This window comes from Marinibaculum pumilum, from assembly GCF_042646425.1.
In the GTDB taxonomy this organism is placed as follows: Bacteria; Pseudomonadota; Alphaproteobacteria; order Ferrovibrionales; family Ferrovibrionaceae; genus Marinibaculum; species Marinibaculum pumilum.
Window position 1 is genome coordinate 604,983 of record NZ_JBHRTR010000054.1, and the last position, 23,260, is coordinate 628,242.

The 23,260-nt window shown below is 66.2% G+C and carries 22 protein-coding genes; 8 read left to right on the forward strand and 14 right to left on the reverse strand.

Annotation, left to right across the window (positions count from 1 at the left end; genetic code table 11):
- Nucleotides 1-13 precede the first annotated feature (13 nt).
- Nucleotides 14-478: a RidA family protein gene (locus ACFOGJ_RS29695; protein WP_379906940.1), complete on the forward strand. Its 465-nt coding sequence runs from the start codon at nucleotides 14-16 to the stop codon at nucleotides 476-478.
- A 26-nt stretch (nucleotides 479-504) separates the two neighbouring features.
- Here the strand turns inward: ACFOGJ_RS29695 and fabG are convergent, their stop codons facing one another.
- The 6 genes from fabG to ACFOGJ_RS29725 form a co-directional block, all read right to left on the reverse strand.
- The gene (fabG, locus tag ACFOGJ_RS29700) at nucleotides 505-1,284 is read right to left on the reverse strand and encodes a 3-oxoacyl-ACP reductase FabG (RefSeq protein ID WP_379906941.1); all 780 of its coding nucleotides are present in this window, start codon (nucleotides 1,282-1,284) and stop codon (nucleotides 505-507) included.
- Between the two features lie 11 nt (nucleotides 1,285-1,295).
- Nucleotides 1,296-2,102, reverse strand: coding sequence for an ABC transporter permease (locus ACFOGJ_RS29705; protein ID WP_379906942.1), 807 nt, complete (start codon nucleotides 2,100-2,102; stop codon nucleotides 1,296-1,298).
- Entirely contained in the window at nucleotides 2,102-2,956 is an 855-nt protein-coding gene (locus ACFOGJ_RS29710) for an ABC transporter permease (RefSeq protein ID WP_379906943.1), read from the reverse strand. The genes ACFOGJ_RS29705 and ACFOGJ_RS29710 overlap by 1 nt, the downstream gene beginning before the upstream one ends.
- A 21-nt stretch (nucleotides 2,957-2,977) precedes the next feature.
- Complete coding sequence (locus ACFOGJ_RS29715) at nucleotides 2,978-4,036, reverse strand: ABC transporter ATP-binding protein (protein ID WP_379906945.1); 1,059 nt, start codon at nucleotides 4,034-4,036, stop codon at nucleotides 2,978-2,980.
- A gap of 90 nt (nucleotides 4,037-4,126) precedes the next feature.
- Nucleotides 4,127-4,567, reverse strand: a complete 441-nt coding sequence (locus ACFOGJ_RS29720; RefSeq protein WP_379906947.1) for a hypothetical protein — start codon at nucleotides 4,565-4,567, stop codon at nucleotides 4,127-4,129.
- Nucleotides 4,564-5,277 (reverse strand): ABC transporter substrate-binding protein, encoded by a 714-nt coding sequence (locus tag ACFOGJ_RS29725; protein WP_379906948.1) that lies wholly within the window; start codon nucleotides 5,275-5,277, stop codon nucleotides 4,564-4,566. The genes ACFOGJ_RS29720 and ACFOGJ_RS29725 overlap by 4 nt, the downstream gene beginning before the upstream one ends.
- Before the next feature lie 246 nt (nucleotides 5,278-5,523).
- Between ACFOGJ_RS29725 and ACFOGJ_RS29730 the strand changes: the two genes are divergently transcribed.
- Together ACFOGJ_RS29730 and ACFOGJ_RS29735 are read left to right on the forward strand one after the other, a co-directional pair.
- A complete protein-coding gene (locus tag ACFOGJ_RS29730) occupies nucleotides 5,524-6,627 on the forward strand; it encodes a phosphotransferase enzyme family protein (protein ID WP_379906949.1) in 1,104 nt (367 codons plus the stop codon).
- The gene (locus tag ACFOGJ_RS29735) at nucleotides 6,624-7,958 is read left to right on the forward strand and encodes an aspartate aminotransferase family protein (RefSeq protein ID WP_379906951.1); all 1,335 of its coding nucleotides are present in this window, start codon (nucleotides 6,624-6,626) and stop codon (nucleotides 7,956-7,958) included. Before ACFOGJ_RS29730 ends, ACFOGJ_RS29735 begins: the two co-directional genes overlap by 4 nt.
- Before the next feature lie 22 nt (nucleotides 7,959-7,980).
- Here ACFOGJ_RS29735 and ACFOGJ_RS29740 read toward each other — a convergent pair whose 3' ends face one another.
- From ACFOGJ_RS29740 to ACFOGJ_RS29775, 8 genes are all read right to left on the reverse strand, one after another.
- Nucleotides 7,981-10,377 carry an SIR2 family protein gene (locus tag ACFOGJ_RS29740; RefSeq protein WP_379906952.1) on the reverse strand — a complete coding sequence of 799 codons (2,397 nt, stop codon included), beginning with the start codon at nucleotides 10,375-10,377 and terminating at the stop codon, nucleotides 7,981-7,983.
- 145 nt (nucleotides 10,378-10,522) lie between these two features.
- Nucleotides 10,523-11,293, reverse strand: coding sequence for a DeoR/GlpR family DNA-binding transcription regulator (locus ACFOGJ_RS29745; RefSeq protein ID WP_379906954.1), 771 nt, complete (start codon nucleotides 11,291-11,293; stop codon nucleotides 10,523-10,525).
- 70 nt (nucleotides 11,294-11,363) lie between these two features.
- The gene (gene puuE, locus ACFOGJ_RS29750) at nucleotides 11,364-12,284 is read right to left on the reverse strand and encodes an allantoinase PuuE (protein ID WP_379906955.1); all 921 of its coding nucleotides are present in this window, start codon (nucleotides 12,282-12,284) and stop codon (nucleotides 11,364-11,366) included.
- Nucleotides 12,285-12,452: 168 nt separating this feature from the next.
- Nucleotides 12,453-12,599 carry a hypothetical protein gene (locus ACFOGJ_RS29755; RefSeq protein WP_379906956.1) on the reverse strand — a complete coding sequence of 49 codons (147 nt, stop codon included), beginning with the start codon at nucleotides 12,597-12,599 and terminating at the stop codon, nucleotides 12,453-12,455.
- Nucleotides 12,600-12,725: 126 nt separating this feature from the next.
- Nucleotides 12,726-14,021, reverse strand: coding sequence for a TRAP transporter large permease (locus ACFOGJ_RS29760; RefSeq protein ID WP_379906957.1), 1,296 nt, complete (start codon nucleotides 14,019-14,021; stop codon nucleotides 12,726-12,728).
- On the reverse strand, nucleotides 14,018-14,551 hold the full coding sequence (locus ACFOGJ_RS29765) for a TRAP transporter small permease (protein ID WP_379906959.1): 534 nt from the start codon (nucleotides 14,549-14,551) through the stop codon (nucleotides 14,018-14,020). Before ACFOGJ_RS29765 ends, ACFOGJ_RS29760 begins: the two co-directional genes overlap by 4 nt.
- A 39-nt stretch (nucleotides 14,552-14,590) precedes the next feature.
- Entirely contained in the window at nucleotides 14,591-15,631 is a 1,041-nt protein-coding gene (locus tag ACFOGJ_RS29770; protein ID WP_379906961.1) for a TRAP transporter substrate-binding protein, read from the reverse strand.
- Nucleotides 15,632-15,690: 59 nt separating this feature from the next.
- On the reverse strand, nucleotides 15,691-17,322 hold the full coding sequence (locus tag ACFOGJ_RS29775) for an alkaline phosphatase family protein (RefSeq protein ID WP_379906963.1): 1,632 nt from the start codon (nucleotides 17,320-17,322) through the stop codon (nucleotides 15,691-15,693).
- A 159-nt stretch (nucleotides 17,323-17,481) separates the two neighbouring features.
- Between ACFOGJ_RS29775 and ACFOGJ_RS29780 the strand changes: the two genes are divergently transcribed.
- The 5 genes from ACFOGJ_RS29780 to pyk all read left to right on the forward strand — a co-directional run.
- Entirely contained in the window at nucleotides 17,482-18,255 is a 774-nt protein-coding gene (locus ACFOGJ_RS29780) for a helix-turn-helix domain-containing protein (RefSeq protein WP_379906965.1), read from the forward strand.
- A gap of 408 nt (nucleotides 18,256-18,663) precedes the next feature.
- Nucleotides 18,664-20,505, forward strand: coding sequence for an ABC-F family ATP-binding cassette domain-containing protein (locus ACFOGJ_RS29785; RefSeq protein ID WP_379906967.1), 1,842 nt, complete (start codon nucleotides 18,664-18,666; stop codon nucleotides 20,503-20,505).
- Complete coding sequence (locus ACFOGJ_RS29790) at nucleotides 20,502-21,011, forward strand: YaiI/YqxD family protein (RefSeq protein WP_379906968.1); 510 nt, start codon at nucleotides 20,502-20,504, stop codon at nucleotides 21,009-21,011. The genes ACFOGJ_RS29785 and ACFOGJ_RS29790 overlap by 4 nt, the downstream gene beginning before the upstream one ends.
- Before the next feature lie 178 nt (nucleotides 21,012-21,189).
- Entirely contained in the window at nucleotides 21,190-22,005 is an 816-nt protein-coding gene (locus ACFOGJ_RS29795) for an OmpA family protein (protein WP_379906969.1), read from the forward strand.
- Nucleotides 22,006-22,337: 332 nt separating this feature from the next.
- Nucleotides 22,338-23,260 (forward strand): pyruvate kinase (gene pyk / locus ACFOGJ_RS29800; protein WP_379906971.1); only part of this gene is annotated, 923 nt, incomplete at its 3' end.

Sequence of the window (23,260 nt, forward strand, 5' to 3'; positions counted from 1 at the left end):
CAGGGAGCCCGCCATGACGGAGCCAGGAGAGGTGCGCCGGACGCATCCCCAGAGCCATCCCCAGGGCCGGAGCCATTCATTGAAGCACCTGCCCGCAGGTGCGTCCCAGCACAGCACGGCAGGGCCCTATTCGCCGGTGCTGGAGGTGGATGCCCGCCGCCTTGTCGTGGTGTCCGGCCAGGTCGCGGTGGATGCCGATGGGACGGTGATCGGCGACACGGTCGAGGTCCAGACCGAAGCCACCCTGCGCAACTGCGCCCGCCAGCTGGCCACGGCGGGATGCGACCTGGCCGACGTCTTCAAGGCGAATGTCTACCTGACCGACCTGGCGGACTGGGCGCGCTTCAACACCGTCTATGCCGCCATGATGCCGGAGCCGCGCCCGGCCCGCACCGCGGTGCAGGCGATCCTCCTGCCCGGCTTCCTGGTGGAGGTGGAGATGTGGGCGGCGAAGCCGTCCCCGCCCGACGGAACCTGACGGACTGGCGGAACCGTCTGCCCGCCTCAGATCTCCTGCAGCGCCTCCAGGCTTTCCGGCAGCACCTGGCCGCCGTCGACGACGATGGTCTGGCCGGTGATGTAGCCGGCCTCGTCGGAGGCGAAGAACAGGGCGGCATGGCCGATATCCTCCACCGAGCCCAGCCGCTTCAGCGGGATCGAGGCGGCCATGGTGGCCAGATAGTCGGCGCCCAGCCCTTCCAGCCCCTCGGTCACGATATTGCCCGGCATCACCGCGTTGATCGTTGTGTTGTAGCGCGCCAGCTCCATCGCCGCGGTCTTCAGGAAGCCCAGCTGGCCGGCCTTCGATGCGCCATAGTGGCTCCAGCCCGGAAAGCCGGTGATCGGCCCGGTGATCGACGAGGTCAGGATCACCCGGCCCCGCCCCGCCTTCTCGAACTGCGGGATGCAGGCCTTCACGCAGAGGAAGCTGGACTTCAGGTTGGTGCCCAGCACCTGGTCCCATTCCTCGGGCGCCATGTCGACCATCTTGGTCTGCGGGAAGGCGCCGGCATTGGCGCAGAGGATGTCGACCCCGCCGAACGCCTCCACCGTCGCCGCGATCATCGCCTGCACATCGCCCCAGTCGGCCACGTCGCCCAGGCACATTTCCGCGGTGCCGCCGGCGCCCCGGATCTCCGCCACCACGGCCGCCGCGGCCTCCCGGCCGCGGGCGGTGACCATCACCTTCGCGCCCTGCGCGGCGAAGACCTTCGCGATGCCGCGGCCGATGCCCTTCGAGCCGCCGGTGACGATGACCGCCTTGTCCCTGATGGGCGAGAGCATGGGTTCTCCTCCTATTCCGCGGTGAGGCCGCGCAGCCGCCGGACCAGCGCGGGGATGGTGAGGCCGAGGGCGAGCAGCAGCACCGATGCCATGACCGACAGCATGCCGACCGTCGGCACCAGCGGCGAGTAGCCGGCGACCATCTTCGCATAGAGCCATTCCGGCAGGGTGGAATCGGCCCCGGTGGTGAACAGCGAGAGCGGGAAATTGCCCCAGCTCAGCAGGAAGGCGAACAGCCCGGCGGAAATCACGCCCGGCATCAGCAGCGGGATCGTCACCTCCCGCAGCACCTGCCAGGTGGTGCAGCCCATGTCGCGGGCCGCCTCCTCCAGCGCCGGGTCGAAGGAATAGGCGCGGATCGCGATCACCAGGGTGGCGATCGGTGCGATCCAGACCAGGTGCGCCACCACCGCCGTATGCCAGGACGGGATGATGCCCAGCGCGTTGAACCACATCAGCAGCGCCAGCCCCAGCACCGCCTGCGGAAAGAAGATCGGCAGCAGGATCAGCTTCTGGTACAGCCGGCGATACCGCCACTGGTAGCGCGCGAAGGCCAGCGCGCCGAAGAAGCCCAGCACCATCGATGCCGCGGTGACGATCAGCGCCATGGTGAGCGAGGTCCAGAGCAGGTCGGCGACGGTCTGGCTCTCGACCGCCTCCGCATACCAGCCTGTCGCGTATTTCCTGATCGGGAAGGTCAGGTAGCGTGCCTTGGAGACCGAGGCGAAGCCGACGGACACCAGCGGCAGGTAGAGGAACAGCAGGACCAGCAGTCCGTAGAGGTACAGCGCGATGCGGGTGAGGCGATGGACCGGCATCAGCGCTTGCGCCCCATGATCGCGTCCAGGTCGACCCGGGAAATGCCGAGGAAGGCGAGCCCGCCGACGATCGCCACCAGCACCATGGTCAGGGCGGAGCCCAGCGGCCAGTTCTGGCCGTACGTGAAGGCGGTTTCCACCTCGTCGGCGATCACCACCACTGCCTGGCCGCCCAGCAGCTTGGATTCCGCCAGCGCGCCGGCCGCCAGCACGAAGCTGAACAGGCTGCCGACCAGGATTCCGGGCGCCGTCAGCGGCAGGTCCACCTCCACCAGCACCTGCCAGCGCGAGGCGCCCAGATCGGCCGCCGCCTGGCGGGCATCGTCAGGCACCATGGCGATGCCCTGCGCCAGCGGGAACAGCATGAACGGCAGGTAGACATAGACCAGGCCGAAGACGATCGCCGGCACGTCGTAGAGCAGGCCGTCAAAGCCGCTGCCGGTCCAGGCGCGCAGATGCCCCTCGAACAGGCCGCCCTTCATCAGGGTCAGCACCCAGCCGAACAGGCGGATATTCTCCGACACGAACAGGGTCATCACCACGCCGATGGTCAGCACCAGGGTGAAGCGGCCGAACACCTTCGCCATGCCATAGGCCAGCGGCCAGCACAGCAGGAACAGGATCAGGGTGGACAGGAAAGCCATGAACAGCGACCAGGCCACCGAGCGCCAGTAGCCCTGCCCGACGATGATCGCGTAGGAGGAGAAGTCCGGCGCATTCAGCAGCGAGAAGACCTTCTGCGGCATCACCGAGAAGATCGCCACCACCAGCAGCGGTGCCAGAAAGGCCAGCACCATCACCACACCCAGCGGCAGGGCGCAGAACAGGCCGAGGCGGGCGCTCAGGCGTTCCATGCGACCCTCATTCCCCGCCGCTCATTCGGGGACCAGGTGGCAGCGCGACAGCGGGCAGCCCACCCGCAGGGCCGCGCCCTCGGCCGCATCGACCGCATTCTCGCGCAGGACTTCCACCGTTACCGGCTGGCCGTCGTCCAGGGTGACCAGGTACTGGATGCGCGAGCCCAGCACGTATTTCGCGGTCAGGACGCCGTCGGCCGTCACCTCCGCCGCCGCACCGGACGCCAGCATCTCCAGCCCTTCCGGCCGCACCATCAGGCAGTGGCCGGCGGCGGGCTCGATGCCGGCGCGGGCCAGGGCGGCCGGGTCGACGGCGACATGAGCAAAGCCGGTGCCGGTCGCGGGGAACAGGTTCACCTCGCCCATGAACTCGGCGACGAAGCGGCTGGAGGGCCTGGCATAGATCTCTTCCGGCGCGCCGATCTGCTCGATCCGGCCGGCCCGCATGATGGCGATGCGGTCGGACATCACCATCGCCTCTTCCAGCGAATGGGTGATGTAGACGAAGGTCTTGCCGGTCCGCGCGTGCAGGTCCTTCAGCTCCTTCTCCAGCGTCTTGCGCAGCCGGTAGTCCAGCGCCGACAGCGGCTCGTCGAAGAACAGGATCTCAGGGTCGAAGGCCAGCGCCCGGGCCAGGGCGATGCGCTGGCGCTCGCCGCCGGAACATTGCTGGACGCGCTTGTCGTAGTAGTCCGGCGGCAGGCGCAGGAGCTCCAGCAGCTCCATCGCCCGCGCCTTCCGGGTTGCCCGGTCCACGCCGCGGATCTTCAACGGGAACTCGATATTCTCCCCCACCTTGCGGTGCGGAAACAGCGCCAGGGACTGGAACACCATGCAGGTCGGCCGCCGGTTGGCCGGCACCCGGTCCAGCCGCTGGTCGCGCAGCCAGATCGAGCCCTCGGTCTGCTCGTCCATGCCGACCAGCAGCCGGATCAGGGTGGTCTTGCCGCTGCCCGACGGGCCGACGATGGCCAGGAATTCGCCCTCCGCCACCTCCAGGTCGATGCTGTCCAGCGCGGTGAAGCTGTCGAACTTCTTCAGGAGCCCCGCAAGGCGGAGGATGGGCGTGCCGGACATGCAGGCGGAATCCGTGGAATGGAAGGCGGGCTACGGGATCCGGGCCCGGCGGGCGAAGCCGCCGGGCCCGCAGGTCGGAATGCTGACCGGTCAGCCGCGCTTGGCCGCGGTGTAGATCTCCAGCAGCTTGGCGTAGTCGGCCACCACCGAATATTCCACCGACCCGGCCATTTCCTCCGGCAGGCTGTCCCACTGGATGGCGTCCAGCTCGTCCTTGTCCCAGAGCTTGAAGACCTCCGGATCGCCCATCTGGCTGACAGGGTTGTAGGTGCCCTCGGCGAAGCCGACCGCCTTGCAGATTTCCGGCTGCTGCACGAACTCCAGGAAATCCTCCGCCAGCGGGGTCGGGTCCGGATTGGCCACCGCGGAGGTCAGCTCGATCCAGACCACGCCGCCCTTGCCGTCGACCGGCCTGGACTTCGGCGTGATGCCGCGCACGTTCGACAGGCCGTCCAGCCGCGCCGGGCTGGCGGTGTAGGTGCCGCCGGTGAAATAGGCGTCGATCTCGCCGTTGATCAGCGCGGTGTTCATCGCACCAGATCGTCAGTCAGCAGCTTCGACCCGGCGAAGATCTGTTTCGCGATATCGGTGAAGGTGGCGAAGCCCTTCTCGTCCAGCGGCTTGAACGGGTTCAGGTCCCCGGTCAGGCACATATGGATCAGGTTCCAGTTGTCGTAGGTCAGGACCCCGTAGCGGTCCTTCAGCTTCGGATCCAGGAACAGCTTCCAGCCCTGGTCCTCCGCCATCTCGCGGCTGATCTTGTCGGTGTTCACCACGAAGGAGAACGGGCCGTAGCGCTGCGGCATGCCGATCAGGTCGCCATTGGCGGCGAAGGCCAGCGGATAGGCCGGGTCGGCGAATTCCGGCGCCATCTTCGCGAAATAGGGCATGAACCGCTCCTTGTTGAGCGGCTTGATCAGGCCTTCCGGCAGCAGCTGCTGGCGCGCCCAGGGCTGGTTCAGGTTGATCAGGTCCCAGACATTGACCTCGCCCGCGCGCAGCTTGTTGATCATGTCGGGGTCGGAGGTGCCACTCTCGGCCCGGACGGTGATGCCTTCATGCGCGTCGCGGAAGGGCCCCAGCACGTCGTCGGTGTTGTAGCCTTCCCAGCACAGGATGTTCAGTTCCTTGTCCCGTGCGGCCAGGGCCCGGCGGGGCCCGCCCAGAAGCACCGGTGCAGCCACGGCCAGGCTGGCCGCGGCACTGCTGCCCTGCAGGAACGTACGACGTGAAATCCTCATATCCGTCTCCCCCGGTGTCGAATGCGATCTCGCCAATGCCTGGCAACTGGTTGCCACAGCAACTGTGGCGACCGCTGCGATGCAGCGGTCGCCCGGCATTCGCGCCGCGGGCGTACGCTTGCGCTCCCCGGTCCGGTCCGCCCGTTCTGATGCAGGGCGATTCCCGGACACCTGCCCCGCGCCCCCCGGACGGGGCTGCGCGAAGCCTTGTCAGCATCCGCAACAATCTTGCAGAACGCAAGATAAATGTTGCAAGTCAAAGATCCGAATTTCATGATCGGCGCGACCTCGATCCGGAACAGGCGGCATCCGGAACAGGCGATCCGGAACCGGGAGGCCCAGTCGATGGCCGCGCTCTATCAGGACAGCTTCGTTGAGGAACTGCGCGCCGGCGCCGCGGGCCTGGTCCATGAATGGGGCCTGTCGCCGCGGACCGAGGTGCGCCTGCTGAACCTGTCGGAGAACGCCACCTTCCGCGCCGACGATCCGGAAGCGGCGGCGCCGGTGATCCTGCGGGTCCATCGCCCCGACTATCACAGCCGGGCGGAGATCGAGTCCGAACTCGCCTGGATCCAGGCGCTGATCGCCGACCGGATCGTCGCCACCCCACCGCCACTGGAGACCCGCGGCGGCGGCCATATCGCGCAGTTCGACCATCACGGTCAGGTGCGCAACGTGGTCGCCTTCGCCTTCATGGAGGGCCAGGAGCCGGCTGCCGATGACGGTCTGGCGGAAGGCTTTCGGGAGTTGGGGGAAATCAGCGCGCGACTGCACGCCCATACGCGCGCCTGGCAGCGACCGCCCGGCTTCATCCGCAAGACCTGGAACTGGGAGACCACGGTCGGACCGGCGCCGCACTGGGGCGACTGGCGGAACGCCCTGGGTTTGGAGGCGCCTGGCCGCGCCCTGCTGGAACGGGTCTGCATGGCGCTGAAGGACAGGCTCGCCGCCTATGGCGAGGGCCCGGGTCGGTTCGGCCTCGTCCATGCCGACCTGCGCCTGGCCAACCTGCTGGCCGACGGCGACCGGCTCGGGGTGATCGACTTCGACGATTGCGGCTTCGGCTGGTTCGTCTACGACTTCGCCGCCGCGATCAGCTTCATCGAGCATGAGCCGATCGTGCCGGCGCTGAAGGAGGCCTGGATCGCCGGCTACGGCACCGTCGCGCCACTGTCGATGGAGGAGGTGGCGGCGATCCCCGACTTCGTCATGCTGCGGCGCCTGCTGCTGACCGCCTGGATCGCCAGCCATGCGGAAACGCCGACGGCGCAGGAGCTGGGCGGACCCGCCTATACCGACGGCACCCTGGCGATCGCCGAAGCCTGGCTCGGCGGCGGAACCGGCCGATGACCGGCAGCAAGGCCCGCCAGATCCTGGACATGAATGCCTACCGGCCGGCGGCGGACGGGGCGGCGGCGGCCGATCCGGCGCTGGCGCGGCGGCTCGCCAATGTCGGCGCGGCGGCCGTCCTGTTCTACGACGCACCGATCCAGATGGTGGCCGGCGAAGGCGCCTGGATGATCGCCGCCGACGGCAGCCGCTATCTGGACTTCTACAACAACGTGCCGTCGGTCGGTCACACCCACCCCGCCGTGGTGGCGGCGGTGCAGGACCAGATCGCGCGCCTGAACATCAACTCCCGCTATCTGAGCCCGGTGGTCGACGACTATCTGGAGGCGCTGAAGGCGAAGCTGCCGGCGGACCTGTCCAACATCGTCCTGACCTGCTCGGGCAGCGAGGCGAACGACCTGGCGATGCGGGTCGCCGCCCGGGCCAGCGGCGGCACCGGCTTCGTCGTCACCCGCAATGCCTATCACGGCAATACCGCGGCGGTGACGGAGATTTCGCCATCGGCCTTCAAGCGCGGCGCGCCGGCGGACCATGTCGCCCAGGTGCCGGAGCCGGACCCGGCTCTGTTCGGCACAGCCGACGGCGCGGGCCTGGCGGAGGGCTTCGCCGCCGCGGTGCGGCAGGCGATCGCCGAACTGGCCGCGCGCGGCCACCGCCCGGCGGCGCTGGTCTGCGACAGCATCTTTTCCAGCGACGGGGTGCATGCCGACCCGCCGGGCTTCCTTGCCCCCGCCGTCGCAGCGATGCGGGAGGCCGGCGGCCTGTTCATCGCCGACGAGGTGCAGCCCGGCTTCGCCCGCACCGGCGACCATTTCTGGGGCTTCGGGCGGCACGGCCTGTCCCCCGACATCGTCACCATGGGCAAGCCGATGGGGAACGGCTTCCCGATGGCCGGCATGGCGGCCCGGCCGGACCTGGTCGCGGCGTTCTGCGAGGATGTCGGCTATTTCAACACCTTCGGCGCCAACCCGGTCGCCGCCGCTGCCGGCCATGCGGTGCTGCGGGTGATCGCGGAGGAAGGCCTGCAGGCGAATGCCGCCACCGTCGGTGCGCACCTGATGTCGCGCCTGCGCGACATGGCGGCGCGCGACCGCCGCATCTCCGCCGTGCGCGGCGCCGGCCTGTTCATCGGCGTCGACCTGGAACATGACGGCGCCCCCGCCCCCGACCTCGCCACCGCAGTCATCAACGGCCTGAAGCGCGAGCATGTCCTGATCGGCGCCGCAGGCCGCTTCGGCCATACCCTGAAGGTCCGCCCGCCGCTCTGCCTCGGCCCGGACGAGGCCGACATCTTCGCCGATGCGCTGGAGCGGGTGCTGGCAAAAACATAAAAGCAATATGATGCATATGTAACTATATACGAGCCCTCATTTCTTCGTATTTCCTCAACCTCTTATCTAATTCCGGATCCAATAATCTTTCCGAAGCTTCACGCAACTTCGCGATAGCTTCATCCACAATGTATGCACTTCCTTCTCTATTGGCATAAGCGAATGCGGCATCACACAAAGTGGTGAAGCTAAACTTATCATTCCGATGATAATTTATGTTCCCTTCAGCAGTTTCATATGCACGTCTTACTAAGGCTAACCTATCATCGTCGCCAATTCCCTCAGTCCGCTTAGCTCTCTCCAAAAGAAGTCTGACCGCATACCGATCAAGTGGCCCGTCACGGCCTACTGCTTCCATCGCATCTCTGATCGCATACTCAGTATCTTCAAGACCCTCAAAATCCAATAGCTCTCTGATCAGACGATGCCATGGTATACGTTCACCTGGAGCGGCACTGATGAGTTTTCTGTATAATTGTTGACGAATTTTCGTATCTGATATTCTTCCAATTCCAAACTCAGAATCACAAAGATCTCTAATACTCTGCAATTCAATAGGAATTGCAGGATTTATATTTTCAACAACTTTCTCAAAAAGATCTTGCATTTCTTCCGCACCAGAGAATTTATACTCTGTAACTTTTCGCGCAATTACAACATGCCGCGTCGACCATCCATATATTCCATACTTGGGATTAATTTCGTATTCATCCACGATGCCGGAAAGCCGATCAAGCACAGAACTCACTTGATTTGCCCCAATGGACAACATCCGCATCACCATTTGCCTGTGTACTTTAGCTCCTATCGCTTCAAGAGCTGCAATATATCGATAATATTCTTGAGGCGCTTCTTCCAATTCATCATATTCATTTAATATTATTTTGTCTAAATTTTCATATGCAAAAATATTTTTTAGACAAACAAACATATCCGCCCCGCATTTATCCTTCAATCTACCAACCTGTCTTCTTCGAGACAAATTCGAGAATTTTCTATCAGCAAGTTTCTGCACTTCTCGATTGTGATTGTATAAATTGACTAGAGAAGATATTTCAGAATCTTCCAATTTGGAAAGCTCTATTAAATCGCCGTTTGTAAATATTTCTGGCGATTTTAACCTAGGCACCCATTGAGAAGAATTGGCCGTCGCCACAATTAAAAGCGACGAGGTATCGGATGGGGGGAGACCTTCAACCAGCATGTTTACTTGCCGCAGATATCTAGTACATTCATCCAATATGAGAATGCCGTGAATATTTTCTTTTCTCAATTTCTCTTCGATTTTTAGCCAAACTTTCGAATTAAAAGGAAACTCGTTTCTGTGCTCCCACGCAAGCGCTCCCTTTTCTTGACAAGCCAACGCGATTTGTCGAGCAAAAGTTGTCTTCCCAACGCCGGCAGCTCCGGTGATAGTAATAATTTTAACTTCACTAGAATCTATTTTTTTCAATATATCTCGATACCTGAGCCGTTCAAAAGTCACATTCGCCTTAATATCAGCGTATGTAGCCGCACCGCCATTGAACATTCTCAAAATATTCGAATCTTCTGACTTTTTATGAATAACATCATAAACACTACTAACTACATTTATAGGCAGTCTATACTCGTCCCCCGAGAGAACTAGCAAACCATCTTGGGTTTCTATATCAGACGAAAAAGCATGAGAGAATTCATCGATCCCCCCGAATGCCAGTCTAGCGCCACGATCTTCAAGTAGAGGCGCGCGCAAATCGTCTCTCTCGTAAACAATTAAAAATACATTTGAATTTATTCCTTCATCTTTGAACGAAAGGACTTTTTTGACCAAATCTTGTAAATGTCTATCTCTTAGAGATTGGCCAATGATAATTATGTCATTACTTAAAAACATACTCTCTATTGTCGAAAAAATAGACTGTCTATATTTCCTGTACTCATCGTAATCTGACTCGGTTAACAGCATAGATGATTTATTTCCAAGCGATCTGTCTTCAGAGATACAACCATGTATCTTATAGAGAGTTGTAGATATTCTACCTTCTTTATTTGTAAGATCAAAATTTGATTTAATGACTGAAAGTTCTTTTCCCGCTAATTTGTATGACTTTTCGATTAATAGATCAAAATTAGTGCTAAAAATGGCACTCCAATTCATCTCTGGAATAGCTAGCAGTCCGCCTGTGGGTTGTAGAGGCTTAAGTGTCTTCTGGATTGCTTCGACGACACGCTTTCGACCATGCAGTCGTTCGAGCACGCTAGTAGTCTCAATTAAATCGTCGCTCTGTGACGCTGTTTTTGCCAATTCCTCCCATAGTCTACCTGCCATGGCCGCGCCGGTGGGCGCCCCAGAAGGAACCGAAGCTCCCGCCCCAAAAAGAAGAACTGTTCTTGAAATATTTACAATCTTCTTAATATCCGAAATTTCGATTGGCATCCCCGCCCTCCCCCTTTTGAATACTTTGGAAATCTTGCGAATATTGGTTGGTGCAGCAGTGGATATTCCTGCGCGCCTCTCGCAAAAGTCGTCTCATTGAATGCCATTCGTCACAGCATCTGATCATACATCATACAACTACCCATCATAAGATCTTAGCAATACTGATCTCCACCCCCGAACCCCGCAGCGCCTTGGCCAGCGGGCCCTTCGGCGCCCGGTCGCTGACCAGGGTGTCGATCTGGCTCCAGCGGGCGTAGCTGGCGGTGAACAGCTTGTCGAACTTCGACGCGTCGGCCACCACCATGCGGCGGCCGGCCTGGCGGACCATGCCGGCATAGACCTCCGCGATCTCGATCAGCGCGTCGCTGGGGCCGTCGGGGGTCAGGCCGCTGGCGCCGATGATCGCCCAGTCGGCGCGATAGTCCTGCAGGAAGCGCGCGGTCTGGGCGCCGTGCATCGCGCCCTCGCCGGAATGGTAGATGCCCGGGGTCATCAGCACGGTGATCGTCGGGTTGAAGGACAGCACCGTCGCCACGCCGAAGGAATGGGTGATGACGGTGATCCGGCTCATCTCCATGGCGATCCGCCGCGCGACATGCACGGTCGTGGCGCCGGAGCCGATCATCAGCACGTTGGCGCCGGCCAGGATCGGCGCCGCGGCCTGCGCGATGGCGGTGCGCTCCGCCACCAGCAGGGCGTGGCGCTGCGACAGGGCCGGCTCGCCGCCCTGGGTCAGGATTGCGCCGCCATAGGTTCGGTTCAGCAGGCCCTGCCGGGTCAGATCGTCCAGGTCGCGGCGGATCGTCTCCGTTGTCACCGACAACAGCTCCGACAGCTCTCCCACCCGCATCCCCGGCTGTTCCGACAGCCTGGCAATGATCTCCCGCTGTCGTCGCTCGCGCTTGCTGCTCACCCGGCCCCCTCCCGCAGGGATGCCCCCTACATACGGGAGAAAATGTGGGAAGTCACAGATTCGCTGACGGCTACCCTGCCCCGCCGGGCGCCGGATGCTGCGCGATCCAGTGGCGGGCAATGTCGATGCCGCGGGCGAACCAGACCCCGTCATGGCCCTGCACATGGTCCAGGAAGCGGCGCAGGTGGCCGATGCGGCCCGGCCGGCCGACCAGCCGGTTGTGCAGGGCGACCTGCATGATGCGCGGGGTCTCCGCCCCCTCCTCGTACAGCCAGTCGAAGGCATCGCGCATATATTCGAAGAACGGCGCGCCCCAGTCGAAGCCCGGGCTGGTCGCGAAGCGGTGGTCGTTCACGTCCGCCGTGTAGGGCACCACCAGCAGCGGCCGGCCGGCTTCGGTGATCCAGTAGGGCACCTCGTCGGCATAGCTGTCCTGGGTGTAGAGGAAGCCGCCCTCCTCGGCGACCAGGCGCACCGTGTTCGGGCTGCGCCGGCCGATGAAGCAGCCCAGCGGCCGCTGCCCCGTCATCCGCCGGTGGATCTCGACGACCTTGGCGATATGGGCGCGCTCCACCTCCTCCGGCACGTCGTGATAGTCGAGCCAGCGATAGCCGTGGCTGGACAGTTCCCAGTCGGCCTCGACCATCGCGGCGACGCAGGCCGGCACCCGCTCCAACGCCATCGCCACGGCATTGACGGTGATCGGGATGCCGCGCCCGGTGAACAGCCGGTGCAGCCGCCAGAAGCCGACCCGGGTGCCGTACTCGTACATGCTCTCGATCGGCTTGTAGCGCGCATCGGGACGCGGCATCGCGAAGCCGAATTCCGACAGCAGCGATTCCGAGACCGGATCGCCGTGCAGCACGTTGCTCTCCGCACCTTCCTCGAAATTGATCACGAACTGCACGGCGATGCGGGCGCCGCCCGGCCAGCGGGTGGTCGGCCAGGCCCGGCCATAGCCTTCCATGTCGCGCGGATAGGCGTCGGTCATCGCTTCCTCCCGGCAGTGGCGTCCTGCGCACGGTCGTAACCGTAGCGCCGGCATGACCGTGCCGAAAGCCAGCGACGGCGAGTCGCTCCGGGCGCCATCGCGGGCGCGCCGCTCATGCCGCCTGCGCCAGGCGAGATATGTCGAGGAACGCGGCGAACCGGTGACCGGTCACAGGGTATCGCCGTCAGGGCTGGTGAAGCCGCCGCCGGAGACACGGTCCAGGTCGATACGGCCGTCCTTGCGAGGCTTGCGCGCCGGCGCCGTGCGGTCCTTCTGCGGAGGCTTCACGGTGCCGGAACCGGTGTTCCTGTCCATCTGCTGCTCCCTGCCACGCTGCGGCTGCGATCCACCCGGCCGATGTCGGCGGGCCCAGACTGACAGGTCGCAATCGCTGCGGGCAAGGCCGCGGCTCTCATGTTTCCGCGTGTGACCGCCCCGCCTTCACCCGAACAGCAGGTCCGGCAGCCAGAGGGAGAGCGCCGGCACAGCCAGCAGCAGGGCCAGGCGCACCACGTCGGCGGCGATGAAGGGCAGGACGCCGGCGAAGATGCGGCGCACCGGCACGTCGGGCACGAAGCCCTTCAGCACGAAGACGTTCAGGCCGACCGGCGGGGTGATCAGGCTGATCTCGGTGACGACCACGACCAGGATGCCGAACCAGATCAGGCTGAAGCCCATCTCCGCCACCAGCGGATAGAACAGCGGCACCGTCAGCAGGATCATCGACAGGCTTTCCAGGATGCAGCCCAGCACCAGGTAGCAGAGCATCATCGCCAGGATCACCCAGAGCGGGCTGACATCGCTGCCGCGGATCCAGTCCAGCATCGTCTCCGGCATGCCGCTGAAGTTGATGAAGTTGGTGAAGATCAGCGCGCCGATCAGGATCGCGAAGATCATCGCGGTGGTGACCGCGCTCTCGCGCAGGATCTCGTACAGGATCGGCCAGGTCAGCCGGCGCCGGGCCAGGGCGAACAGGAAGGCACCCACCGCGCCGATGCCGGCGGCCTCCGTCGGCGTGAACCAGCCCAGATAGATGCCGCCGATCACCACCGCGAACAACAGCAGCACCGCCCAGATGTTGCGCAGCGCCTGCCAGCGCTCGCTCCAGGCCACCGGGCCGGCGGCGGGCCCCGCCTCCGGCCGGCGCCAGACCGTCCAGCGCACCGCGGCCAGGTAGAACAGGATCCCCAGCAGGCCGGGAATGGCGCCGGCGGCGAACAGCTGGCCGATCGATTCCTCGGTCAGCACGCCGTAGATCACCAGGATCACGCTGGGCGGGATCAGGATGCCGAGGGTGCCGCCGGCGGCGATCGAGCCGCAGGCCAGGGACTCGTCGTAGCCGTAGCGGCGCATCGACGGGATCGCCACCTTCGACATCGTCGCCGCGGTGGCGATCGAGGAGCCGCAGATCGCGCTGAAGCCGCCGCAGGCGACCACCGTCGCCATCGCCAGCCCGCCCGGCCGCCGGCCCAGGAAGACATGGGCAAGGTGGAAGATCTCCCCCGCCAGCCCGGCGCGGGCGACGAAATTGCCCATCAGGATGAACAGCGGCAGGACCGACAGGTTGTAGGCGAGCCCGGCGTCGAAGGCGGTGGTGCCGACCATCGACAGGGTCGGGCCGATCCCCAGGATCCAGGCAAAGCCGCAGAAGCCGACCGCCGCCATCGCAAACGCGATCGGCACCCGCAGGAGAATGATGATGAACAGGGCGGCAAAGCCGACCAGGGCGAGGGTCATGTCCCGGCTCCGCCGCGTCCGGAATCGGCCCCCGCATCCGTTCCGGCACCGGCTTCCACCGTCCCGCCGGGCACGTCGGGCCGGCCGGATACCAGCTCCGCCAGCATCAGCACGCCGGCGATCAGGCAGAGCGCGGCCATGAACCAGGCCACCGGCGCCTTCTCCAGCCCCAGGGTGGCGGTGAGGTCGTTGGCGGAGGCCAGCCGGTCCGCCTTCACTGCCAGCTGCCAGCCGATCACCAGCAGCACGGCGGCGGACAGCAGCCGGGTCAGCTGCCGGGCGATGCGGCCCCGCATGCCGGTCAGCACCCCTTGCGTCAGCTCCACGGTGACATGGCCGTCGCGGAAGCCGACCAGCGGCAGGGCGGTGAAGATCAGCGCGCCCATCATCAGCTCGGTCAGTTCCACCGTGCCGCGGATCACCGTCCCGGCATTGCGGAAGACGACGTCGGTGAATGTCAGCAGGGCGATCGCGGCCAGGATCAGGCTGGCCACGATCCCCAGCACGAGGTCGATCCGTCTGAGGATCATGGCCGTCCCGATATCCGGACCGTCTGTCGAGATGCCGCCCTACTGCTGCTTCACCTCGGCGCGCGCCTTGGCCAGTTCCGCGTCCAGCGCCTTCATCACCGCATCGCCGTCGACACCGAGCTTGGCGGCCTCTTCCTTCCACTGCGCCTTCAGCTTGTCGGCCTCTTCCTGCACCTTGGCGACCAGGGCGGGATCGGCCTCGTGGCGCTGGATGCCCTCCTTGTCCATGGCGGCATTGGCCTTGGCATCCTGGATGTCCCAGGCATGGCCGGCGGAGCGCGCCAGGGCGACCCCGGACAGCTCCTCGATCACCGCCTGGTCCTCCGGCGACAGGCTCTCGAACTTGTCCTTGTTCATCATGATCAGGAAGCTGACCCGGTAGAAGCCGCCCGGCATGGTGGTGACATGCTTGATCAGGCCCTCGGACTTGAAGGCGGTGATCGCCTCCGGCGGGAACATCACGCCGTCGACGACGCCGTTGGCCAGGATCTCGTAGGTCTCCCCCGGCGGGCGCAGGACGGAGGAAACGCCCAGCTCCTTCGTCAGGTCGTTCACAAGGCCGCCGCCGACCCGCATCTTGGTGCCGTCCAGGTCCTCCAGCTTCGTCACCGCCTTGTCGCGCATGTAGATGTAGCCGGGCGAATGGGCGAACACGGCGAGCACCTTCAGGTCCTCGTCCTCCTTGCCCTCGAAGAATTCCTCATAGACCCGCTGATAGGCGATGGACGAGATCTCGCCGCTCTCGCCCATGCCCGGGAATTCGATCGCCTTGGTCAGGACGAAGCGGCCGGGGGTGAAGCCGTGCACCACGTAGGACATGTCGGCCAGCCCGTCGCGCACCGCATCGACCGTGCTGGGCGGCGCCGCGACCGGCTTCGGCAGCCAGCGGAAGGTCACCCGGCCGTCGGTGCGCTTCTCCACCTCCTCCGTCCAGGGCTTCAGGGTGTTGACCAGGAGGGTGTGCTGCGGCGGCAGCCAGCTGGAGACGTTGATCGTCTCCGCCGCTGCCGGTACGGCCGCGGCGGCAGCCAGAAGCGCGGCCGCGGCGAGGCCGCCGGCGAGGTGGCGCTGGATGGTCATCTGTCTTTCCTCCCGTTCGCGGCCCGGCGTCCGGCCGGACCTGTTATCCGTTCCGCAGGCTATGGCGTCGACGTCTCGTCCGGCCGGCCGCGCACCGTCTCGTCCTCCGACCAGAAACCGATGCGGATGCCATAGCCCATCGCCTTGTCGGTCCAGGCGGCGATATCGGCCCGGCTGATGGTGACATGCCGCCTGCGCTGGCGCATCCACAGGAACAGCCGCGCCTGGAAGCTGGCGCAGACCGGGCCATGGTCCGGGTCGCCGCCCAGGTCGTTCAGCTCGTCCGGGTCGGCCGCCAGGTCGAACAGCATCGGCCGGAAGCCGTCGCAATAGACATATTTCCAGCGCTCCGTGCGCAGCATCGTGGTGCCGCATTCGTCGACGTCGCGGCCCAGGGTCTCGCGCGCGAAGCGGCGGAAGGAATAGTCGAACTCGCTGACCGCCATGTCGCGCCAGCCGGCCGGCACCCTGCCCGCCGGGCCGCGCAGCAGCGGCAGCAGCGACCGCCCCTCCAGCACATGATCCGGCGGCGTTCCGCCGGCGAACTCGATGAAGGTCGGCAGCAGGTCCACCGCCTCCACCAAAGCATGGCTGACGGAGCCGCGGGCCCCGTCCGCTTCGGGCGACGGATCGACCACGATCATCGGCACCCGCACGGCGCATTCGTGGAACAGCTCCTTCTCGCCCAGCCAGTGGTCGCCCAGATAATCGCCATGGTCGCTGCAGAACACGATCATCGTGTCCTGCATCAGGCCCTTCTCCTCCATGAACGCGAACAGCTCGCCCAGGCTGTCGTCGATCTGCTTCACCAGGCCCATATAGGTCGGGATCGCCGTCTCCCGCACCTTGTCCTGGGAGAAGTTCAGGCTCTCCGGGTGGCTCTGGAACTCGGCATAGACAGGGTGCGGCGCCTGCTTCTCCGCCCCGTCGCGCACCGCCGGCACGACATGCTCCGGGCCGTACATCGCGTTGTAGGGGGCGGGCGCCATCAGCGGCCAGTGCGGCTTGATGTAGGACAGGTGCAGGCACCAGGGCCGGTCGCCGGCTTCCGCCATGAAGTCCATCGCCCGGCGGGTCATGTAGGGGGTCTCGGTCTCCTCCGCCGGCAGGCGCACCGCCAGCGGCGCATTCGCCAGGTACCAGCCCGAGGCGGTGCCGCCGCCTTGCCGCTCCGCCGCATTGGCGAAATCGTGCCAGGGATTGTCGGTGTCGTAGCCCTTGTCCCGCAGGTACCGGTAGTAGCCGGTCTTCTTCCCCTTCTCGGTGAAGCCGGGCGGATATATGCCGTCGTCGCGGTCGTAGGGCTCGAAGCCGCATTCGGCGAGATGCACCCCCTCCACGCTGTCCTTGGCGATGCCGTACAGCGCCATCGTCGCCTCGTCGGCGGCCATGTGGGTCTTGCCGACCAGCGCGGTGCGCAGGCCCAGCGGGCGCAGATAGTCGCCCATCGTCCGCTCCCCCACCCGCAGCGGCACGAAGTTCCAGATCGCCCCGTGCGAGGCGACGTAGCGGCCGGTGTAGTAGGACATCCGGGACGGCCCGCAGACCGGCGATTGCACATAGGCGCGGTCGAAGCGCACGCCGCGGGCGGCCAGGGCGTCGATGTTCGGGGTCTTCAGGTGCGGATGGCCGCCGCAGGACAGATAATCGTGGCGCAGCTGGTCGCACATGATGAACAGGATGTTCGTCACCCTGCCGGTTCCTCCCCAGGTTTGGTCCGCTCGGCCGGCATGGCGCGGCCCGCGATCTTTGTGGCGAGTGTGCTTCCCCCTTGTCAGGCTTGTCCAGGCGGAAAAGACTGCGGTTCCGCCAGGCGGAACTCCAGGCGGAGAGCGACCGGAGGCGAACAGATGCGGAGCCTGCAGCGCGGCCTGGCGGCCTATGCCCATGTCCTGCGCCAGCCGGGATGCAGCTTCACCGAGCTGCGCCAGGCGACGGGCCTGTCCAAGGCGGTCACCCACCGGATCCTGGCGGAGCTGGAGCGCAGCGGCTTCCTGTGGCGCGCTTTGTCCGACGGCCGTTACTGGCCGCGCAGCCATCCCGTACCGGTGGACGAGCCCCGCGCCGCCCTGGCGCAGCGGCGGCTGGCGGAGGCGTCGGTGGAGCCGCTGCTGGAGCTGAATGCCGCCCTGGTCTGGCCGTCCGACGTCTTCACCTTCTCCGGCACCGGCATGCGGCTGCTGGAGAGCAGCCGCCGGCGCTCCCCGTTCCTGATGAACCCGGAGGCGATCGGCCGCGAGGTCGATGCCCTGCCGACCGCGGTGGGGCGCGCCTATCTGGGCGCCCTGGGGCCGCGCGCCCTGGCCCGTGCCCTGGCGCAGATGCGCGCCGACGGCAGCTATGCCCGCCAGGCCGCGCTCTGCGCCGACGACCCGGAGGCCGCGATCGCCCTGGCCGGCCGGCAGGGCCATGCCTTCCGCGACCCCGCCTTCCTGGGCCAGGACGGCAGGGATGACGGCATCCAGGGCCTGGCGGTGCCGATCCCGGGCCGCCGCGGCCCGCTGGGCGCGGTCAATGTCGTCTGGATCCGCAGCGCGCTGACGCAGGACGCCGCCCACGCCGCCTGGCTGGCGCCGCTGCAGGCCTGCGCGGCGGCGATCGCGCGGCGGCATGCCCGCAGCTGAGGACCGGCCCGTCCGGACGGTTCCGCCGCGGCGCCGTCAGGCGGGCAGGCCCAGGCCAAGCAGGTCGAGAATATGAACCGCCTTCAGCGCCATCGAGAGCGCCAGCAGGACGATCAGGCCCGGCAGCAGCAGGCGCTGCCCCTTCTGTAAGGTCATCGCATTCTCCGGCAGCCGGTCCCACGGGGCACAGCCTGTCACGCGTCCGCCAGTCGCGCCGTGACGCCGGTCACCAGGCGCTGCGGCGGCCCCGATCTTCCGACAACCCGGCCCGCCGCGGATCCTTCCCGGCGCGCCCCCTGTTGCGTCACCCTTCTGTTGCGTTCCCCCCTGTTGCGTTCCCCCCTGTTGCGTTCCCCCCTGTTGCGTTCCCCCTGTCGCGCGGGCGCGCGATCCGCTACATGGGCGGCCATGAGCCCGCCCCTCCTCCACCTGCGCGACATCCACCTGACCTTCGGCGGCACGCCGCTGCTGGAAGGCGCCGAGCTGGCCGTGGCCGCCGGCGAGCGGATCTGCCTGATCGGCCGCAACGGCTCCGGCAAGTCGACCCTGCTGCGGATCGCCGCCGGCATCATCGAGGCCGATGCCGGCGAGCGCTTCGTGCAGCCCGGCGCCACCATGCGCTACCTGCCGCAGGAACCCGACCTGTCCGGCTTCGACACCGTGCTGGCCTTTGCCGAGGCCGGCCTGGCGCCGGGCGATGCGCAGCACCGGGCGCAGCTGCTGCTGGAGCAGCTGGGCCTGACCGGCGACGAGGATCCGGCACACCTGTCCGGCGGCGAGGCGCGGCGGGCGGCGCTGGCCCAGGCGCTGGCGCCGGAGCCGGACATCCTGCTGCTGGACGAGCCGACCAACCATCTGGACCTGCCGGCGATCGAGTGGCTGGAGGCGGAGCTGGCCGCCTTCCGCGGCGCCCTGGTGCTGATCAGCCACGACCGGCGCTTCCTGCAGCGGCTGGCGCGCAGCACGGTCTGGCTGTCGCTGGGTGTCGCGCACCGGATCGAACGCGACCTGGCCGGCTTCGAGGCCTGGCGCGACGAGCATCTGGAGGCCAGCGCCGAGGCCGCCCGCAAGGCCGACCGCAAGCTGGCGGCGGAAACCGAGTGGCTGCACAAGGGCGTGACCGCGCGGCGCAAGCGCAACCAGGGCCGCCTGCGCGCCCTGATGCAGCTGCGCCAGGAGCGGCGCGAGCGCCGGCAGCCGACCGGCACCGCGGCGAAGCTGGTGCAGAGCGAGGCGGAGCTGTCGGGCCGCCTGGTGATCGAGGCGCAGGACATCGCCAAGACCTTCGACGGCGCGACGGTGGTGAAGGACTTCTCCACCCGCATCCTGCGCGGCGACCGGCTGGGCATCGTCGGGCCGAACGGCGCCGGCAAGACCACCCTGCTGAACATGCTGACCGGCGTGCTGGCGCCGGACAGCGGCAAGGTGCGGCTGGGCACCAATCTGGAAATGGTGACCCTGGACCAGCGGCGGGAGAGCCTGGACCCCGCCTGGACCCTGTCCCAGGTGCTGACCGGCGGCAGCGGCGACATGGTCACCGTTGCGGGCCAGAAGCGCCATGTGATCGGCTACATGAAGGACTTCCTGTTCCTGCCGGAACAGGCCCGCACGCCGGTCGGCGTGCTGTCCGGCGGCGAGCGGGCGCGGCTGATGCTGGCGCGCGCGCTTGCCCGCCCCTCCAACCTGCTGGTGCTGGACGAGCCGACCAACGACCTGGACCTGGAGACCCTGGACCTGCTGCAGGAACTGCTGGTCGACTATGCCGGCACGGTGATCCTGGTCAGCCATGACCGCGACTTCCTGGACCGCACGGTCACCGCCACCATCGCCTGGGAGGGGCCTGGCCGCTGGACGGAATATGCCGGCGGCTATTCCGACATGCTGGCGCAGAAGGGGCCCGCCGCCGCGCCCGGCCGTGGTTCGGCCGGCAAGACGCGGCCGAAGGAGAAGGGCGGCGCATCGCCCGACCGCCGGAAGGAGGGCAGCGGCGGCAGCGCTTCCCGCCAGGGTCTGAGCTTCACCGAGCAGCATGAGGTGAAGGACCTGCAGAAGCGGATGGAGAAGCTGCAGGCCGAGATCGCGAAGCAGAAGGCCGTGCTGGACGATGCCAGCCTCTACCATCGCGACCCGGACGGCTTCGCCCGCGCGGCGAAGGCCCTGGAGACGGCGGAGACTGCGCTGGCCACGGCCGAGGACCGCTGGCTCGAGCTGGAGCTGAAGCGCGAGGCCGCGGCGGAGGGGTCGGCATGAGCGACGACGGAAGCGGCACCCGGATCTATGTCGACGCCGATGCCTGCCCGGTGAAGGAGGAGGTGCTGCGCGTGGCGCGGCGCCACAACCTGCCGGTCACCATGGTCGGCAACAGCTGGATGCGCCAGGGCCACGACCCGCTGGTCACCTCCGTGGTGGTGCCGGAAACGCCGGACGCCGCCGACGACTGGATCGCGGAGCGGATCGGCGCCGACGACATCTGCATCACCGGGGACATCCCGCTGGCGGCCCGCTGCCTGGAAAAGGGCGCCGCCGTGCTGGGGCATGACGGCCGCCCCTTCACCCCCGACGGGATCGGCAATGCCCTGGCGATGCGCGAGTTGAACCAGCATCTGCGGGAGACAGGCACCCTGGGCGCCGGCGGCGGGCGGCCCTTCGACAAGCGCGACCGCTCCCGCTTCCTGGATGTGATGGAGATCACAGTGCGGAGCAAAACTTCCGATCGCGGTATCGGGAGCGGAACCAATGGGAAGCCGCTTCGTTAAACCACCGGCAATCGACGAAACGGGCTGAGGATCGTGCCGCTGACCTCGCACGGACTGCCTGTGGAATTGCAGAGTTTACGGGGTAATGACGGAGGGATCCGATATGATGCCGCGGAAGGCACTTACTGTACTGGCGGCGACCACCATGCTGTTTGCTGCTGGTCAGGCGTCCGCCGATATGTTCAGCTCGTTCGGCTATCAGGGCGACTACATTCAGAACCTGAGCGTGTCGGGCAACAGCTTCAGCGCGGAGCTCGCCCGGGACTACAAGGACCTGGCGCTCTACGAGCGCGACGAGATGGTCGACTGGCCGGATGCGGAGCTTTTCTCCGAGAAGGCGATCGCCGCTGCGAACAACCAGCAGGTGATGCCGGAGAATCCCGCCGACTGGAACATCGAGACCCAGCAGGAGATGGCGGAACTGCAGGCCGGCCGCGCCGAGCTGATCCAGGCGCTGGATGCCGGCGGGCGCACCCGCGCCCCGGACATCGCCGCCCTCGCCCAGGTCAAGTATGACTGCTGGGTGGAGCAGCAGGAGGAAGGCTGGCAGACCACCCATATCCGGGCCTGCAAGGACGACTTCTATGCTGCCCTCGCGGCCCTGCAGCAGGCACTGCAGCCGACCCAGGTCGCGGTGATGACCGAGGCCGAGCAGGTGGTGGTCTATTTCGAGTTCGACCGCTCCAACATCACCCCGCGTGCCGCCCAGGCGCTCAACGAGTTCGCGCGTCTTCTGCCGCCGCGGCAGAGCGTGGGCCTGGTGATCGCCGGCCACACCGATACCTCGGGCAGCGCGTCCTACAATGAGGCCCTGTCGGCCCGCCGCGCCGAGGCCGTGCAGGACTACCTCGCCGATCTGGGCGTGACCGCCACCGAGCTGGCGGAAATCGAGATCCTGGCACTGGGCGAGACCGACCTTGCGGTGCAGACCGGCGACGGCGTCCGCCTGCCGGAGAACCGCCGGGTCGTGGTCCAGGTGAACCAGGACCGCTAAACCTGAAGGATGCCGCCGGACCGGGCTTCCATTGCCCCGGCACGGCGGCACCCCGGGCGAAGCGCCCACCAAGCGAAGAGGCAGGCGGTTGCGCAAGCGACCGGTGCGACAAGGAACGGGGCGGCCCTCCGCGGGGGGCCGCCCCGAACCTTTTCCAGGGAACCTTTTTGCGGGCAGCTGCCCTGTGGCGGCGGCTCACGCCTTCCCGCAGCTGTGGCAACACACTAGACTGCGCAACCAGCGGTACCGGACCATCGGGGCGGCCAGCCCCAGGGCGCATGCGCACCATGTTGGGACAGGCTCCGGATCCGCGCTGGGGGATTGCGGGGGGCATGACGGACCAGAAAAAGAAGCGGGACGCCGCCCGGCGCGCCACGCGAATCGTGGCGACGATCGGACCTGCCAGCAGCGATCCCGCAATGCTGGAGGCCCTGGTCGATGCCGGGGTCGACCTGTTCCGGCTGAATTTCAGCCATGGCAGCCATGACGAGCATCGCGCGCGCTACGACGTGATCCGCCGGCTGGAACGGCGCAAGGGCCGGCGCATCGCCGTGCTGCAGGACCTGCAGGGGCCGAAGTTCCGGATCGGCGAATGCCGGCCCGATGTCACCCTGAAGGCAGGCAGCCGCTTCACCCTCGACCGGTCCGGCGAACCGGCGGATTCCAGGCGCGCCGGCCTGCCGCATCCGGAACTGTTCGACGCCCTGCTGCCGGGACAGCGCATCCTGCTGGACGATGGCCGGCTGGAGCTGAAAGTGACCGGCATCGGCGCCGACGGGATCGCGACCGAAGTGCTTGTCGGCGGGCCGCTGAGCGCCCGCAAGGGCGTCAATGTCCCGGATACCGACCTGCAGGTCCCCGCGATGACGGACAAGGACCGTCACGACCTGGCCCTGGGACTCGAACTCGGCGTCGACTGGGTCGCCCTCTCCTTCGTGCAGCGCCCCGGCGACCTGCTGGATGCGATCGCGGCGGTGGAGGGCCGGGCCGCGATCTGCGCCAAGATCGAGAAGCCAGGTGCGCTGCGCCACCTGCGGGAGATCGTCACCCTGGCCGATTCGGTGATGGTGGCGCGTGGAGATCTGGGGGTGGAGCTGCCGGCGGAGGACGTGCCCAACCACCAGCGCGACATCCTGGCCGAATGCCGCCGCGCCGGGAAACCGGCGATCGTCGCCACCCAGATGCTGGATTCCATGGTTTCCCGCCCGGTGCCGACCCGGGCGGAGGCTTCCGACGTTTCCGCCGCCGTGCTCGG